Source organism: Negadavirga shengliensis, assembly GCF_042652345.1.
GTDB lineage: Bacteria > Bacteroidota > Bacteroidia > Cytophagales > Cyclobacteriaceae > Negadavirga > Negadavirga shengliensis.
In genome coordinates this window covers 271,483-289,051 of record NZ_JBHSJJ010000007.1, presented here as the reverse complement: position 1 = coordinate 289,051, position 17,569 = coordinate 271,483, and the positions used below count along the sequence as shown (strand labels likewise).

General features: G+C 38.8%; 14 protein-coding genes. All 14 read left to right on the top strand.

Annotation, left to right across the window (positions count from 1 at the left end; translation table 11 throughout):
• Positions 1-140: 140 nt before the first annotated feature.
• Entirely contained in the window at positions 141-1,280 is a 1,140-nt protein-coding gene (gene gmd / locus ACFPFU_RS14255) for a GDP-mannose 4,6-dehydratase (protein ID WP_377065437.1), read from the top strand.
• A 405-nt stretch (positions 1,281-1,685) separates the two neighbouring features.
• Entirely contained in the window at positions 1,686-4,310 is a 2,625-nt protein-coding gene (locus tag ACFPFU_RS14250; protein ID WP_377065436.1) for an SLBB domain-containing protein, read from the top strand.
• A 220-nt stretch (positions 4,311-4,530) separates the two neighbouring features.
• Positions 4,531-4,860, top strand: a complete 330-nt coding sequence (locus ACFPFU_RS14245; protein ID WP_377065435.1) for a nucleotidyltransferase family protein — start codon at positions 4,531-4,533, stop codon at positions 4,858-4,860.
• A complete protein-coding gene (locus ACFPFU_RS14240) occupies positions 4,814-5,005 on the top strand; it encodes a hypothetical protein (RefSeq protein WP_377065434.1) in 192 nt (63 codons plus the stop codon). The genes ACFPFU_RS14245 and ACFPFU_RS14240 overlap by 47 nt, the downstream gene beginning before the upstream one ends.
• Positions 5,006-6,216: 1,211 nt before the next feature.
• Positions 6,217-7,671 (top strand): lipopolysaccharide biosynthesis protein, encoded by a 1,455-nt coding sequence (locus ACFPFU_RS14235; RefSeq protein WP_377065433.1) that lies wholly within the window; start codon positions 6,217-6,219, stop codon positions 7,669-7,671.
• A complete protein-coding gene (locus ACFPFU_RS14230; RefSeq protein ID WP_377065432.1) occupies positions 7,668-8,720 on the top strand; it encodes a nitroreductase family protein in 1,053 nt (350 codons plus the stop codon). The genes ACFPFU_RS14235 and ACFPFU_RS14230 overlap by 4 nt, the downstream gene beginning before the upstream one ends.
• A complete protein-coding gene (locus tag ACFPFU_RS14225; RefSeq protein WP_377065431.1) occupies positions 8,721-9,869 on the top strand; it encodes a polysaccharide pyruvyl transferase family protein in 1,149 nt (382 codons plus the stop codon).
• A gap of 154 nt (positions 9,870-10,023) precedes the next feature.
• Complete coding sequence (locus tag ACFPFU_RS14220; RefSeq protein ID WP_377065430.1) at positions 10,024-11,130, top strand: Wzz/FepE/Etk N-terminal domain-containing protein; 1,107 nt, start codon at positions 10,024-10,026, stop codon at positions 11,128-11,130.
• Positions 11,120-12,022, top strand: coding sequence for a glycosyltransferase family 2 protein (locus ACFPFU_RS14215; protein WP_377065429.1), 903 nt, complete (start codon positions 11,120-11,122; stop codon positions 12,020-12,022). The genes ACFPFU_RS14220 and ACFPFU_RS14215 overlap by 11 nt, the downstream gene beginning before the upstream one ends.
• A complete protein-coding gene (locus tag ACFPFU_RS14210; RefSeq protein WP_377065428.1) occupies positions 12,019-12,897 on the top strand; it encodes a glycosyltransferase family 2 protein in 879 nt (292 codons plus the stop codon). Before ACFPFU_RS14215 ends, ACFPFU_RS14210 begins: the two co-directional genes overlap by 4 nt.
• The gene (locus tag ACFPFU_RS14205; protein ID WP_377065427.1) at positions 12,894-14,099 is read left to right on the top strand and encodes a glycosyltransferase; all 1,206 of its coding nucleotides are present in this window, start codon (positions 12,894-12,896) and stop codon (positions 14,097-14,099) included. The genes ACFPFU_RS14210 and ACFPFU_RS14205 overlap by 4 nt, the downstream gene beginning before the upstream one ends.
• Positions 14,090-15,367 (top strand): hypothetical protein, encoded by a 1,278-nt coding sequence (locus ACFPFU_RS14200; protein WP_377065426.1) that lies wholly within the window; start codon positions 14,090-14,092, stop codon positions 15,365-15,367. The genes ACFPFU_RS14205 and ACFPFU_RS14200 overlap by 10 nt, the downstream gene beginning before the upstream one ends.
• On the top strand, positions 15,364-16,530 hold the full coding sequence (locus ACFPFU_RS14195) for a glycosyltransferase family 4 protein (RefSeq protein ID WP_377065425.1): 1,167 nt from the start codon (positions 15,364-15,366) through the stop codon (positions 16,528-16,530). The genes ACFPFU_RS14200 and ACFPFU_RS14195 overlap by 4 nt, the downstream gene beginning before the upstream one ends.
• Positions 16,517-17,557, top strand: a complete 1,041-nt coding sequence (locus ACFPFU_RS14190) for a polysaccharide biosynthesis protein (RefSeq protein WP_377065424.1) — start codon at positions 16,517-16,519, stop codon at positions 17,555-17,557. Before ACFPFU_RS14195 ends, ACFPFU_RS14190 begins: the two co-directional genes overlap by 14 nt.
• Positions 17,558-17,569: the final 12 nt, after the last annotated feature.

Sequence of the window (17,569 nt, the reverse complement as noted above, 5' to 3'; positions counted from 1 at the left end):
TTAACGGAATTCCTGACTGTGGTCAGGAAGGCGTGGACAATAAATTCGTTAGTTAACCCGGAAATTGATACTTGACTGAACACCGGACCCATATTACAAAAGATTATATTTTAGGCAATACATTGAAAAACAATAATAAAATGAAAACGGCATTAATTACGGGAATTACAGGACAGGATGGAGCGTATCTGGCAGAGCTGCTTTTGGAAAAAGGATACGTAGTACACGGGATCAAAAGAAGGGCATCCCTATTCAATACGGATAGAATCGACCATCTCTATCAAGATCCCCATGATGAGGATCAGCGGCTGATTCTGCATTATGGTGACCTGACAGATTCCATGAACCTGACCCGGATCATCCAGGAAACCAAGCCGGATGAAATTTATAATCTTGCGGCCATGAGCCATGTGAAGGTGAGTTTTGATACCCCCGAATACACGGCCAATGCAGATGGCGTAGGTACTTTGCGGATATTGGAGGCGGTAAGGCTATTGGGGATGGAAAAAAAGACAAAGGTCTACCAGGCTTCAACTTCCGAATTATACGGATTGGTGCAGGCCGTGCCGCAATCCGAAACCACACCTTTTTATCCCAGATCCCCCTATGCGGTGGCCAAACTGTATGCCTATTGGATCACGGTGAACTACAGGGAGGCCTATGGCATGTTTGCCTGCAACGGCATACTTTTTAACCATGAGTCACCTTTAAGGGGTGAAACCTTTGTTACCCGTAAAATCACCAGGGCAGTAGCCAAGATCGCTTTGGGACTGCAGAAGGAGTTGTACATGGGTAATCTGGACGCCAAAAGGGACTGGGGGCATGCAAAGGATTACGTGGAAGCCATGTGGCTGATGCTGCAGCAGGAAGAGCCGGAGGATTATGTTATAGCCACCGGCGTTACCACCAAAGTCAGGGATTTTATCCGCATGGCTTTTGCTGAAGTAGGCTTCAATATCAGATTTGAAGGAAAAGGGTTGGAAGAAAAAGGCATCCTGGATAGTATAGACCAGGAAAAAGCCGTACAGGCATTAGAGATTGAAAACTTCAAAGTCCAACCTGGGGATGTTTTGGTGAAGATAGACCCGGCCTATTTTAGGCCCACCGAAGTGGACTTGTTGATTGGTGACCCTTCCAAAGCGCATACGAACTTGGGCTGGAAGCCCAAATATGATCTGGCCATGCTGATAGAGGACATGGTATCTTCCGATGTAAGTTTGTTTAAAAGAGACATTCACCTGATGAACGGAGGACATAAAATTCTCAACCAGGTAGAATAGGACCGGGAGAAAAATTCTTTATTGTAGATACATGGGGGACGACTATTGGGTTTTGTCCTCCATTTTTTTTTGGTTAACCCTTTAGGGGTTCCGAACCCTTGAAGGGTTTTTGGGGGAAGTTCTTGAAAAAATCCTCTTTGAAAAGAGGGGTTTCTATCCTCCCTGATACCATTTTACTTGACGTTCAGGACAGCCTGATTTTCATCCATAAATTTTCCATTGTGTATTTACACATGGATTCATTACTTTTGTGCCGTAATTTCCGAAATAGATTTATTTCAATCGATTTTTAAAATTTTTTACCAACTTGCTCCGTTGCCCTTTGTGACTGAGGAGGCGAAGCTGTGTCGAATAGTCCGGATAAAAGTAAAACCGGTGGTTGTCTGCCAATGAAAAGAATAAAATATGCGAAAGAATGATTTTCCTCATGTAAAACCCCTGTTGGTTTTTCTTTTTTTATGGATACATGGGTTGGTGGTGGCCCAGTCACTGCAGGATATTCAGAATGTACGGGTGGATGAGCTTTCAGATGCCCAGATAGAACAGCTGATCCGGAGAGCAGAGGCTTCCGGGATGAATGAAAGACAACTGGAGGCCATGGCCAGGGAAAGGGGCATGCCGGCCGGCGAAATCAGTAAATTGAGGCAAAGAATAGAAGCCCTTCGGATGCCGGGAAGGCAGGATCAGGAACGGGGGACACAAAGACAGAGAGGAGCAAGGCAGGTGCAGGGCCTGGAATATGATGCAGGTGTATTTGATTCATTGAGGAAAGCAGACCCATACTATGATTTAAGCCCTACCCAAAAAAAAATATTTGGATTTACCCTGTTTCACAACCGGCAGCTTGACTTCAGTCCAAGTCTGAATCTACCCACTCCCCAACAATATGTGTTGGGGGCCGGGGATCAGCTGTTGGTTGACATTTACGGGGCTTCGCAGCAATCCTATGACTTAACGGTTTCCCCGGAAGGCCGTGTATTCATTCCAAATGTAGGGCCGGTAGAGGTAGGAGGGGCTACGGTGGAAGCTGCCACTTCCAGGATCCGCAACGCCCTGAGGAACATTTATTCCGGATTGGGGGGTAATAACCCCAATACCTATATGCAATTACGTGTGGGGAATATCCGGTCCATTAAAGTCACCCTGGCCGGCGAGCTGAGAAGGCCGGGAACTTATACGCTGCCTTCTTTTGCCAGTGTGTTCAATGCCCTTTATGCGGCAGGCGGTCCCAGTGAAAACGGTACCTTCAGGAACATCCAGGTTTACCGGGACAGCAAATTGGAGGCGGAAGTGGATGTATATGAATTCTTGGTTTCGGGCAACCAATCCGGAAATGTAGTGTTGAGGGATAATGATGTGATCATTGTCGGTCCTGCCCAAAGCCGGGTAGAACTGGAGGGGCCGGTGAGAAGGCCAGGCCTATTCGAAATGAAGGGCCATGAAAACCTCAATGACCTCATCCGTTTTGCTGGAGGTTTTGGCAGCAGTGCCTACCGGTCCATGCTTACGGTGCGGAGGACTACGGACCGGGAGATGAAGGTCGACAATATTTACGAAGAAGCCTACGATGACTTTCCGCTAAGGGATGGGGATCATTTTAAGGTGGGGGAAGTGCTGAAAAGGTACGAGAACCGGGTGCAGGTGTCCGGTGCGGTGTTTAGACCCGGTGAATTTGCCTTGAGTGATGGCATGACCATCAAAGAACTGGTAGAGAAGGCGGAAGGATTGAGGGGGGATGCTTTCAGGAACCGGGCCACTTTGTACCGGACCAAACCGGATTTTACCATGGAGATCCTTTCTGTGGACATAGGTGCAATCCTGGACGGGAATGCGCCCGACATCACTTTAAGGAGGGAGGACATCCTCAACATCCCCAGTATTTATGACCTGAAGGAAGAATACTACGTACAGATTTCGGGGGAGGTAAACCGCACAGGCGTCTATCAGTACGGAGAAAATATGACGGTGGGCGATCTGGTAGTGAAGGCCAGAGGGCTTAAAGAATCCGCCACCAGTTCCTTTATAGAGATTGCAAGACGGGTGAAAGATGACCCCAGTGGAAAGATCGCGGAAGTGATAACCTTATCCATCAACGGCGACTTGAGTTTAAACGAGGGGGAGCGGAACATGACCCTGTCACCGTTTGATCATGTATTTGTGAGAAAAAGCCCCGGATTTCAACGTGACAAACTGGTCAAGGTGGAAGGGGAAGTATTTTATCCAGGGGATTTCGCGCTGGAAAAAAGGGATGAAAGGATCTCTGATGTGCTCAGAAGGGCGGGCGGATTGAACCAGTTTGCCTATCCCAAAGGCGCCACATTGATCAGGCGGACGGAGTATTACAAAGAGGTGGATGAGGAGCAGCGGAAATTAAAAAATCTTGAGTCCCTGCTGAAGAACCTTGACAGAGAAGAGGCTGCTGAAAATGTGGAAGCCGAACAGCAGTTGCTGGAGAGATTGAAAAGCAGGGTGGAGATGCTGAGGGAGGAGAAAATCAAAAAAGATTCGGACGTAAGAGAGCGGAGGTCATTTGCCGAAGACCGGTATGCCTTTCTGGAGGGTGCTGACAGCACGGTGATGCAAGTGGCATTTAGGGAAAAGGAGTTGATAGGGATCGACCTGGAAAGGATACTGCAGGAGCCTGGTTCCAAGCATGACCTGATCCTGCAGGAAGGGGATATCATCAGCATTCCCAAAGAACTGCAGACCGTAAGGATGAGGGGAGAAGTTTTATATCCCACCACCGCACGGTATGAAGAATACCGGGGATTCCGTAATTATATCTCCAGAGCCGGCGGCTTCACAGAGGAAGCCAGGAAAGGGCGGTCCTATGTGGTTTATGCCAACGGCGATGTCAAAAGGACCAATAAATTCCTGTTCCTGACCTTCTTTCCAAGCATCGAACCGGGGGCAGAGATCATTGTGCCTAAAAAGCCACCGAGACAGCCTATGCCAGTCCAAGCCTGGATAGGCATGGCCTCCAGTTTGGCGACGTTGGCGATTTTGGTGGATAGGGTGGCGTCAAGGTAATTTACCCCCTGCCCCCTAAATCCCCCTAAAGGGGGACTTTGTGAGCGAGCTGTTAGCTACAATGGATACAATTGAAGAATTAAAGTTAACCGGGATTATTTGATACTGACTTTTGTTAGAATACGAGAAGAGGAAGAGGGGAGCGTACTGTTGGGAAGATGAAGAAATTAGCAGGCATAACCATTCTGTTCGATGCCCTGTTTGTAATCAATATTTAAAAATGAGACTCTCCAAAAGCGAGATAGTAAAAATAAGGAAGGTGCTTGCAGGTAGCCCTGTCAAGAAGGCTTATCTCTTTGGATCGCATTCCAGAGGAAGTGCCAGACGGGACAGTGATGTGGATATATTGGTTGAATTGGATTATTCCGCTCATATTGGATTGGGGTTTATAAAGATCAAAAATGAGTTGGAGGAAGTGTTGAAAAAACCGGTTGATCTGGTCAGCGAAAGAGCCCTTTCTGCACACATCCTGCCCTTTGTCGAGACAGACAGACAGGTAATCTATGAAAGCAGTAAAACTAAAAGAATATTTAAATCAAATAGCCGATAGATTGACTGAAGATTCAACCTTGGAAGATGTTTATGAACAACTTTCTTTATTAGCCGATATTGATGAGTCAGAAGAGCAGGTTGAGAAAGGTGAAGTCTTAACTCAAAAGGAAGTTGAAGAAAAATCCAAAGAATGGCTGAAGTAAATTTTACTGATACTACGGGGGGTGAATTTTTACGTAAATTTAGTTTACTAATCTGTATAAAATTATGGGAACAGGAAAAATAGCCATTTCGGATAATTTCTTTGGGATGATCAAAAATCTTAGTGAAGAGGTCAGGGTGGATTTGATCAATAAGATTAAAAAATCCATAAAAGTTAGCTAAGGGAAAGGAGAAAAAGAAAAAATCTTTGTGGAGCTTTTTGGATCCTGGGAATCAGAACAAAGCGCGGAGGAAATCGTCAGGGAAATTAGAGAAAGTCGAAAAACAGACCGAAAGCTGGAAAATTTATTGTAGATGTATCTATTGGATACCTACATCATCATCTATTTTTTAAATGGTAAATATAACCTTGTAGATAAATTTAAAGCATTTCAATCAACTATAGGGGATCAAAATTGAGAATTGGACAATTGTCTGAGTTCAAATCCCACAAAAAGCTGACTTCCATAAACGACGCGAAGGACCACAAAGATCACAGAAAATGTCTTGGTGTTGTATTTTACCCTGCCCCCTACATCCCCCTAAACGAGAATTTGTGAGAGTTGGAGCGATGTTGGGAAATGTTCCACAAAATGCGGAAGGGATGGTATGACTGTAAACTAAAAGCATAGTTTAAAAACCAAACCCGTGACAGCGGATGACATGGAGGGGTAAAACCCCCAATCAGGGAGGATTGAAAGTTCAAAGGTGGCATAATGGGTTAAAGAGGCTGTGTAGGATCTTGAAATAGAAAAAATCTTGATAAAAAAGAAATGGTTTCTTTACGGGATGTTTTTTGTTATTTGGTGATAGAAGAGGAAATGGGTGTATTATTGTGAGATATTTCGCTCCGAACAGCCGAGCGCTATTTCAGGAAATTAACGAACCAGTGCTTGACCGAAATAAAAAGAGAGTAAAAAACAACGGTGGATATTTGAGGCTTGAAGCAAGTGTTCAAAGTTGAGCGTTACTATTAAACCTGATGGTGATTCAAAAAAGGATGTAAAAGAGGCCCATTCAATGGGGGATGTTCCAAAGACGGTGTCAAAGGAACCCATAATTCCTATTTCTGACCTACTTTCCCAAAATACGAGCTGGGCAGAGATAGGTTATGCCTTTGACGATATTGATGGATAGGTCGCCATAAAGTAGTTACAATTAATTGAGAAAACAATCCATTTTCACTACTGTTTACCGATCAATTAGATAATTTATGTCTCCAGGTTTAAAAAATAGCATTTTAGGGGGTATATTTTGGACTACCATCCAGCTGGTAGTCAACAGATCTTTTGCATTCGTCATCAAGCTGGTTTTGGCCAGAATATTATTCCCTGAAGAATTTGGGTTGATTGGTATGGCAGTGGTGTTTACGAGTTTTATTGAAGTTTTTAATGATCTTGGTTTTGGTGCGGCGATTGTTCAGAAAAAAGAAAATTCAATTGATGAGAAACATTATCATACCGCTTTTTGGACAGGTATTATATGGTCCATATTTCTTTACATCTGTATTATAACTTTGGTGGCCCCCCTTGCAGGAAATTTTTACAGAGAGCCTATTCTAGAGGAAATTATTCCTGTTTTAAGTTTGGGTATCTTGATCAACCCTGTAAATTTAGTTCACAAAGCACAGTTGACCAGAGATTTAAATTTCAGGAAACTTACCTATATTAATAATTCAAGCAGTATTTTTGCAGGCTGCATTTCACTTGTTTTGGCTTTTTTAAATTTTGGGGTTTGGTCATTGGTTTTTAATTCTGTGGCAACCTATGCTGCGGCTTTGCCAATGTTTTTTCTCGCAACCGGATGGAAACCAAAATTGATATGGGACAATGGTGCTTTTAAAGATATTTTTGGTTTCGGTATCAATACAATGGGTACACAGGTGTTCAATAACCTGATCAATAAATTTGACTATTTAGTAATAGGGAAATTGTTATCAGTTTCCTCACTTGGTGTTTACACGCTTGCATTTACTCTTACCGATACTTTCAGGGGGCAGCTAATGTCTGTAATGAACAGTGTGATGTATCCCATTTACGGCAAAAAACAAGATGATAAAATTTCACTGACAAAGTATTATCTGAAGGTGGTCAAATATAATTCCATTGTTGTAGATGGGATCATGATGTTATTGATTCTTTTTGCCGAACCAATAGTATTAGCATTTTTTGGAGACAAGTGGATAGACACAATTATTCCTCTTCAGATTTTATCTTTATCCGTAATATTTCACATGATGGTTAGTTCAAATACTTCACTCATCAGGGGTATGGGTAAGCCGGGTTTGGAATTCCGGCTTCAGCTTTTTAAATCTTTGGTATTATATATCCCCTTGATTTTTTTTGGAACAATGTATTATGGGACAACAGGTGCAGCCATGGCCATACTTGTCAATAAAATATTTAGTGTTATCATCGCCCAATATTATTTAAAAAAACTATTGGGAATTTCTATAGGCGCTCTTTTTCATGCGACCAAGCCTGCTTTACTTAGTCTGGTCATAGCCTCCTGCGGGGGATTTATCAGTTTTAATGTATTGGGCATCTATTGGATGGTATCAGCTTTTGTGTCAATTTTACTGTATTTGATCAGCTTATATTTTATGGTCGGTAATGATATTAAAACGGAATTAACTGGGATGGATAAATTGAAGACAGTATTGAAATGATTAAAAAAATAAAAAATAAAATATCCAATAAATACAGGGAATTCGTCGATACTGTCTTGCCAGGGTATTGTTATAAGAGCAGGTTTTTATCTTCCTTGTATTATTTTGCTTTTTCTTCGGCTTTTAGAAGAGAATGCAGAGCTGTTTTGGCTGGCAAAGTTAAGCATCTGGAAGATATAAAAGTTCAGAAAGCAAATTTTTATTTATTGGTAAGAAATACCCATAGGATTGAAAAAGGCTTGTTGATGCGTCCAATGAAAAAGGTGTTTGCCATGGACTATATTAGCGAAACAGTAGATTCTTACTCGGGCTTTGTAAAAAATGGGGATATTTCTCACGCCAAGCAACTTAAGTGGTTTACGGATGTACTCTCAACTTATTTTGATACTGTGGCGCCTTCTGGAATGATAGCTATAGAGAAGGAAAAATTTCTCAAATCCAAGAAATTGTTGAACGGAGAAATTAGGGAGGTAAGTTCCATACCTTATTTGAGGGAAGAGAATAAAATGACTTCAATTTCTTACGAGCAGTTTTTTGCGCTGAACCGGCAAAGACGTTCCGTAAGATGGTTTAAAAATCAGCCGGTAGAAAGGGATAAAATAGATAAAGCCATTTTGGTGGCCTTACAGGCTCCAAGTGCGTGCAATAGACAGCCTTTTGAATACAGGGTGTTTGATGATCCGGAACTGGTGAAAAAGGTCGTGGATTTCCCGATGGGTACAAAAGGGTATGCGCATTCTATCCAAACATTTATTGTAGTAGTGGGTAACTTGGATGCTTATTTCAGTGAAAGAGACAGGCATTTGATTTATGTGGATGCTTCACTGGCAAATATGGCATTGATGCTTGCTTTGGAGACCCTAGGATTAAGCAGTTGTCCCATCAATTGGCCTGATATTGAAAGTAGAGAAATAATGATGGAAAATTTTTTATCATTGTCTACCCATCAAAGACCAATAATGTGTATCGGAGTGGGATATCCTGACTTCACAGGTAAAGTTGCTTTCTCAGAAAAAAGAAATTTGAATCAGACAAGAAAATTTAATTAAATGATAGTAGAATTAAGAGGTGTTGGTTTTGTCAACAAGGGTGCTGAATTAATGCTTTATTCCATGGTGGAAATATTAAAAACATATGATCAGGAAACAATTTTTGTAATGGAGGTAAATTCTACATCCCCGCTGAGGAAGATTTGGTCCATGGGGATAAAGGCAAAAACCAATTTAAAGTTCAAAAATATTAATTTAAATCGGTTTTTTAAGTTGCTTCCAAATGGATTGAAACATAATTTGGGATGGGTTTCAGAAGAGGAAGTACAAGTAGTATTGGATGCATCGGGGTTTGCATTCGGGGACAAATGGGGGGCTGCAAAAGCAGGTACCCGGTTGGCCAATCATCTCGCTATATGGAAATCAAAAGGGAAAAAAGTTATATTGCTTCCCCAGGCCTTTGGACCCTTCACTAAGCCTGATCTGATTCAAAAGATGAAATTTATTCTGAATCAGGCTGATTTAGTTTATGCCAGGGATAAAGTTTCCTTTGATTTTCTCAATCAGTTGAGGATAGAAAAAGGCACTGAAAACATTTTCTTAGCACCGGATTTCACCAACTTGACAGCTCCTATTTTTCCTGAGAACAAGCAAAAGTACTCGGATTCTTTGGCAATAATCCCCAACCAAAAAATGATGGATACTTCCGATGAAAGCTTTAATAAAAGCTATCCGGATTTTTTAAAAGTGATGGTCGAACTTGCACTTCAAAAAGGGCAAAAAGCATTCTTCCTTATCCATGAAAGTGAGAAGGACAAAGCCATTGCCGAAATGGTCAATGAAAAATTAGACAAACCAATTCCAATAATAGAAGAGGAAAACCCCTTATTGGTCAAAGGTATAATAGGTAGTTGTTTTGCCGTAATTACCTCCAGGTTTCACGGGTTGGTCAGTGCATTGTCCCAATCCGTTCCATGCTTGGCCACAGGTTGGAGTCATAAATATGAAATGCTTTTTGAAGATTATAAATTTTCTGAGGGGTTATGCCAACTTCAAAGGGATAAAGCCTATTATGAAGAAAAGATTAATTTGATCATAGAAATCGATTCCAGGAAAAAAATCAGTCAACTATTGACAATTGAAAGTGCAAAGCAGAAAAAACTTTCTGATCAAATGTGGCAACGGGTATTTCAGAAAATGAAAAAATAAAATTGCAGTCTGGGTTATTGAAAATTTTTCGCCGAATAACTTTTTAGAAGCGTAATAATTGCGGAAAATTGCATATCACGTGATGGGATATCTTCCAGATATTAAATTGCTCATAAATAAATCGCAATGATAAACATCTAATTAAAACCCTAGAATGTTAGAATTAAAAAAAGTACTGTCTTATGTAAAGAATCAGGATTCACTGGATTTGAATATACTATTTTTTATGCTGTGGAAATTGAAACTATATTTTTCTATAGTAATTGTTTTGATTTTATTGGTTGGAATCGTCGTTTTCTTTGTCCAGAATAAAGAATACGAATCAACAAGTGAGATCCTACTTGAATCGTCACCTAGAGGTAGTTTTGGGCAGTTGGGAAACCTTGCAAATATGGCGGGATTAAACTTACCAGTACAGAATGATAATAATCTACAAATAGACCCGGATTTATATGAGAAGATTATTCTTAGTCATTCATTTATTTTTGAACTGACCCGTTTTAAGTTTTTTTCAAAAATGTTTGAAAGAGAAGTAAGTTTAGAGGAATTTTTCATACTTGAGAAGAACAACGGCAGTTTACCCGAATCTTTTTCCAAAAATTTGGAATTAGAAAGTAGTACAGCCGATCCTAATATTTTTGATATTCTTGACGATTTGGAAGAAAATGAACTTAGAGAATATAATTCTTATCAGAGTTATGCAATTAATCAGATAAAATCAAGGATAGCCATTAAAGTTGAAAACCAATTGTTGACATTTACGGTTAAAATGCCTGAACCAGAAATAGCTGCTCGGTTGAATATAGTTATTTTGAACAAGCTAAAAGATTTTCTAATCGCCTATAAAACCGAAAAAATGAGTAGAAATGTACAATTTATTGAAGAACGTAAATTGGAAGCGGAAAAAAAGTATAAAGATGCACAAAAAAATCTCGCCCAATTTCGTGATCAAAATCAAGGGGTGATTTCGCAGACTGTTCGTACAAATGAAGAAAATCTACAATCAGAGGTTAATCTTTCTTTTAATATACTAACAGCTTTAAGTCAAAATTTTGAACAATCACAAATTCAATTAAAAAAAGAAACTCCCGTTTTTTTTTACATTGAGAATCCTGTAGTTTCTAAAAGGCATTCCGAACCGAAATTTGTTCGTTATTTCTTTATTTATTTGGGGTTGGGTATCATTCTAAATGGAATAATCCTATTTGGGATAATCATTTATATCTATTTGAACAAGTTGACATTTCGTTATGGAAAGTGATTTTTTAGTATCGGTTATAATTCCGGTTTATAATGCTGAAAAATATCTTGAAAAGGCTGTGCTGTCTGCTATTGAATTACCTGAAGTAGGTGAGATCATATTGGTTGAGGATGGATCTACAGATGGATCTTTTGTTTTATGTAGAAAGTTGTCTGATAAATTTTCAAAAGTCAGATTACTTAGCCATCCAAACGGAGCCAATAGAGGAGCAGGAGCCTCCAGAAATTTAGGGATCAAAAATGCCAATTTTTCCTACATTGGATTTTTGGATGCAGATGATTATTTTCTTCCGAACAGGTATAGCTATTCGAAAAAAAAATTTTTGGATAACCCTTCCATAGATGCGATATACGAACCTGTAGGGACTCAATACTTAAATGATAAGGCCAAGTTGGATTATTGTAAATTTAAACAAATCCCATTAAGTCAAGCCGATAATGACATTTCTTATCCAAAAATACCTTACGCTGGCTTCGAATTCTTTCAAGCTATGGTGAGGGGAGATAACGGATTTCCTTGCACAGATGGAATTACTTTTAAAAAAACTGTTTTTGAAAAATCAGGGTATTTTAACGAGGACTTACGGCTTCATCAGGATGCAGAGTTTTGGATTAGAGCATCCTTTAACAATTATTTTACTTCCGGCGACCATAGGGATATGATAGCCGTAAGGTTTGTCCATGAAACAAATCGGATAACGAAAAGGAACTACAAGAGCATGTTCATGTATTTAGACAGTTTATATAGATGGTCAAACCAACACATTAAAGGATCCAGGGAACAACTGATAATAAAGAAAAAGTATTACGATTTAAAAGCAAAGGTCATTTTAGGAAAGGAAAGTGTTTTATCAAAAGTTCTCTGGAGGGTTCTTTATTTACTGTCTATATGAGTTTTTTTTCAATTGTAGTTCCAATTTTTAATAGGTCTACTACTATAGAAAGATGTATTAAATCCGTAGTGGACCAAAGTTTTACTAATTGGGAATTGTTGCTTGTTGATGATGGATCTACTGATAATAGCGTGGAAATTATCAGTAATTTTGCTGCATTAAATAGTAGAATCAAAATCTTTCAGAGACCATCTTCTAGAAAAAAAGGAGCAAATGCATGTAGAAATATTGGCATTGAGAATGCTACCGGTTCTTATATTGCTTTATTGGATGCGGACGATGAGTGGAAACGTGAGCGATTAAAGAATGTATGGAAATTTTTATCATATTCAAAGCCAAAGGCAGTGTATAGCGGTGGCCTGATAAATAACTCGAAAGAAGAATTCAAAAAGAATAGTCGCCGGATTTTGCCTGGGGAATCTCCGGTAGATTTTCTTTTATCGGATGATTCCTTTGCTCAGACCAGCACTTTAGTCGTAGAAAGAAGCCTGGCCGGGTCGGTTAAATTTGATGAGGATCTACAAAGAAATCAGGATTATGATTTTTTTATAAGATTACATCTGGTGGAAAATTGGACATTTTATGACAATTTTGATGTGGTCATCCATTGGAAAAAAGGACAAACCAGGAACCACCATTTTGATTCAAACATCACATTTTGTGAAACGTACAAAAATCTGGTTCAGAACATGAATTTACTCTATCAGTTTTATTATAATTATTGGTTAATAGCTAAAAAAGCGAGAAGTGATAAGGCTGAATATTTTTTAAAGGAAATGAGGAAAATGTTTCCTAAGGTAGGAATAAAGAATAAAATTCGGTTTTTGTTTAAAGAAGTTTTTTTTCGATATTATAAAGTAAAAAAGGTGATATGAATGATGCCAGAAGACTGATCATTTTTAGTTATGAATATCCATTCAGTTACTCTGAGACTTTTTTGCACAATGAAATTCAGACATTACAGAAAAAATATAAAGAGATAATTATTATTCCATCAAGAATAGTGTGGAATAAAAACTTGAAATATGAGAATAAAAGAGTTTTACCATCCGGAGTATCAATTGTGCAGGAGAATTTTTCCTTCAGGTTAATTAAGCCTTTTCTGTTTATCCAATTATTAATTATTTCTTTTAGGTTCCGGAGTAAATTTGGAATTAAAACTGTATTTGCTGTTATCAAGCAGTCTTTAAAAATTTCATTCCTAATAGGTTTTATGGCAAAAAAAAAAATAATTCAAAAAGATGCCATATACTATTCTTACTGGAAAAATGAGTCCGCCACTGCTATTGCATATTTAAGAAACCGGGGAAAAATAGGTTGTGCAGTTTCCCGTGCTCATCGAGAAGACCTTTACGAAGAGTTTGGTGGACTCAAGCCGTTTGATAATTTTGTAGGCCATGCCTTGGATAAAGTTTACTGTATTTCTTTAGATGGAAAGGATTATTTGTTGAAAAAGGGATTTCAAGCTTCAAAGGTAGTGGTTTCCCGGCTAGGGGTTTATCCCAGCGAAGTTTGTTCTATGTACTCGTCTGAAGTCCTCCATATTTTGAGTGTTTCGAATGTGGTTTCGGTAAAAAGAGTAAATTTGATTGCTAAAGCCGTTTTACAATTAAAGATGAAAGTGTACTGGGTGCATATAGGAGGTGGAAAGGAATTGAATGAGGTACAGAAGTTGGTAGAGACAAATAGTAACGAAAATATTTGTATTGAACTGATGGGTGGTCAGTCCCATAGTTATGTATACGATTACTACCGGAATAATTTTGTGGACTTGTTTTTAAATGTTTCCTCATCAGAAGGGTTACCTGTATCCATTATGGAAGCCTATTCTTTTGGTGTTCCTTGTATGGCATGTGATGTAGGGGGTAATGCGGAGATTATCGACCCATCTTGGCGTTTTCTTCTCCCTGCGGCCTTGGATGAAAATCAACTGGCCAATGCCATTAAGGATTTTTACGAAAATAGGACCTTGTGGAAAAAATTCAGACGCGATGCTTTTCAAATATGGAAGAATAAATATAATGCCATCGATAACTTTTACCATTTTGCTGAAGACTTAGAAAATTCATGTTATTGATTTTATTGGTATTAGCGGCATTTACCACCTTGATTTACTCTGATAAAATCTTCAGCAGATACCTTATTACGTATTACCTAGGGGGAGTAATTTTCGCGATAGGCTCTAGTGTGGAGGTGTTTTGGTTTTTCGATCAGTATCACGGAGGGGACCAGGATTTCTTTATTTCCGCAGCAATGGACTTTGGAGAAAGAGGTATACAACAGAGTGATCTGGACTTTAGTTATTTCTTTTATAAATATTTTATCTATTTGGTTTCTCCTTTCAATGATTATATAATAATTGGTATTTTTGCTAAAATCTGCTTTACCCTTCTTTGGGGGATGGTTCTCTTTTTTTTATTTAACCAGCCCGTTTATTCCAAAAAGGAATCATTAATTCTACTTCTTTTGATATCAATAGGATGGTATTATTCCACCTTTGTTTTAAGAGATGGATTTGCTGCTCTTGGATTTTTAACTTTTTTTGCGGGTATCTCCGCGGTTCCGAAAAGAATTGGCTGGGTATTTATAGGGGCTTTTCTGTTAGGTATCACACGAATTCATGTCCTACTCATGTTTCTGCCCAGCCTGTTGTTATTTGGGATGGTGTATGTCATAAAAGTAAGGATCAGCCCTAGCTATTTTGTAGTGGGTCTTTTTCTATTTGGGGTTTTGATTTATAAAATTGCCCCAATTCCTAAGACGATAGTGGCTCCTTTAGGAATTGCTTTACTACCTGATGGGGAAAGCGCAGAAAGTGCCCTTCCTTTTCACAGGCGGGAACTTGCATTAACTTATGTGGAGGGAGATCAAAAAGCCAAGGATACTATGATTGGGTTTTGGATAAAGCGGTTTCCTTCAATCTTTTATGAACCCAATCCGTTTCGGTATTTTTTCTGGCCTTTTATGGGAGAATTGGGGAAAGAAACTTTTTTTCAAATGTTAACGAAGGCCTTTTCATCATTTTCCAGTCTAATGTTTTTATCCGCCTTTTTAGCCTCATTTTTGATTGATAGAGAGACCTTTTTCACAGGTTTGGGAGAGGGATTTCTTTTTCTAATCGTATGTCTCTTTTTCGTGGGAAGTATTTATTCCATTAAGTATTTTGGTATGACTACCCGAATTTACTATGGATTTCTTACCGGGTTTCTAACTCTGTTTTATTTTAAACCTCTTTTCATGAGAGATATAAAACGTCATTTAGTTCCCATTTCTATGATTCTGGTTTTTATAAATTTAATTTATTTTGTTATAAAACCCCATAAGTGGATTTGGGAATATATATGATGAAAAAAAAGGTGTTAATTTTTGCTGACTACTTTTTGCCAGGGTTTAAAGCTGGCGGACCTATTCGTTCTATTCAAAACCTCATTAAATCAACTAGTGAATTGGGGGATTATTATCTAATCACCAGAGATAGGGACATTCGGGATTCGGTACCATATCCTAATTTAGCTTTGAATGAATGGTTGGATAAGCAAGGTTATAAAGTTTGTTATTTACATAGGAACTTCACTGGCTTTATGAAAATGTTATCTTCTATTAGAAATTCAAATACAATTTATCTGAATAGCTTTTTTAGTCCATATTTCGCCATATTACCTATGTTTTTTGGGTTGTTTTATAAAAAGAAGATCATTATAGCTCCCCGAGGCGAATTTTCCTCGGGGGCATTGGCGATTAAAAGCAGAAAGAAAAAAGCTTTCTTATATTTTTTCAAATCTCTTAAAATACATCGGAAGGTTATGTGGCATGCTACTACAATCCAGGAAGAAAAGGAAATTGTTAGGCTACTGGATTTTAATGCAAAAACGTTCATTGCCCCTAATCTCTCTAAACAAGGATTGGATTACTCTCAGCTTAAAAAGATTAATCATTCAAAAGTACTTATAAAGAAAAAACTTCTACTGTTGTTTATTGGGCGAATAGCGGAAATCAAGAATATTGATTATGCAATAAATATACTAACACACGTGCATTTTCCAGTTCAACTTTCTTTATATGGCCCCCTTGAGGATCTTAAATATTTTGAAAAATGCAAGACCCTTGTTAAAAAATTGCCGCCCAATGTCAGCGTAAAGTTTCAAGGAGAAGTAAGTTATCACCAGACCCATGAGTTATTTCAAAAACATCATTTTTTGTTTTTCCCTACTAAGGGTGAAAATTACAGTCACGTTATCGCAGAGGCCCTTCAAAATGGGTGTCCGGTTATTTTGAGCGATCAGCATCCTTGGGAAAATCTGGAAAAATGGCAGGCAGGGTGGTCTATTCCATTGGACTCCCCCAAAAAGTTTTTGGAAATATTAAATTCACTTTCAAGGTTAAATCAGGAAGACTATGAAAGACATAGCGAAAGTGCTCTGTCCTATTGGAAAAGAAAGTATACAGAGGACATAAACATGTCCGAATCTTTGTATTTAAAGCTATTTAATGAATATGATCAAGAATAAAACACTATTGATTACTGGAGGAACCGGTTCTTTTGGAAATGCGGTTCTTCATCGGTTTATTAATGATGATAGGTTTGAGGAAATTAGGATTTTCAGCCGTGATGAGAAGAAACAAGACGACATGAGAAACAGGTTGAAAGATCCAAAAGTGAAATTTTATATTGGGGATGTAAGGGATTTGAATTCGGTAGAAGTGGCAGTGAAGGGAGTGGATTATATTTTTCATGCCGCAGCATTAAAGCAAGTGCCTTCTTGTGAGTTTTTTCCTTTGGAAGCAGTTAAAACTAATGTGTTTGGAACAGATAATGTTCTTTCCGCGGCAGAAAAATATAAAGTTAAAAAGGCCGTAGTTTTGAGTACTGATAAAGCAGCCTATCCTATAAATGCCATGGGGATGTCCAAGGCCCTGATGGAAAAGGTGATGGTGGCAAAGTCAAGAAATTTGCCTGACGAAAAAACAATTTTTTGTGGGACAAGGTATGGCAATGTAATGGCCTCAAGAGGCTCGGTAATTCCTTTATTTGTAGAGCAAATTAAGCGGAATGCTCCATTGACCATTACAGATCCAAAAATGACCAGGTTTATGATGACCTTGGAAGATGCAGTGGACCTGGTACTATATGCTTTCGAAAATAGTCAACAAGGTGATCTTTTTGTTCAGAAGGCCCCAGGGGCTACTATTGAAGTACTCGCCAAAGCGCTGATAGAACTTTACCAATCAAAGAGTAAAATTAAGATTATTGGTACCCGGCACGGGGAAAAGCTTTTTGAAACTTTGGTAAACCGGGAGGATATGGTTAAGGCAGAGGATTTAGGCAATTACTTCAGAATTCCTGCTGACAATAGAGACCTTAATTATGCGCAATATTTTTCAGAAGGGGAACCCAGGGTATCTAGTTTGGAAGAATATCATTCCCACAATACGCAACGATTGGATGTCGAAGGAATGAAGGAGCTGCTATTGAAACTTCCTCTAATCAGAGAGGATGTTTTGGGAGAATCATCCCTTCAGCAATTCCTAAGTTAAAGACGGAAGAAT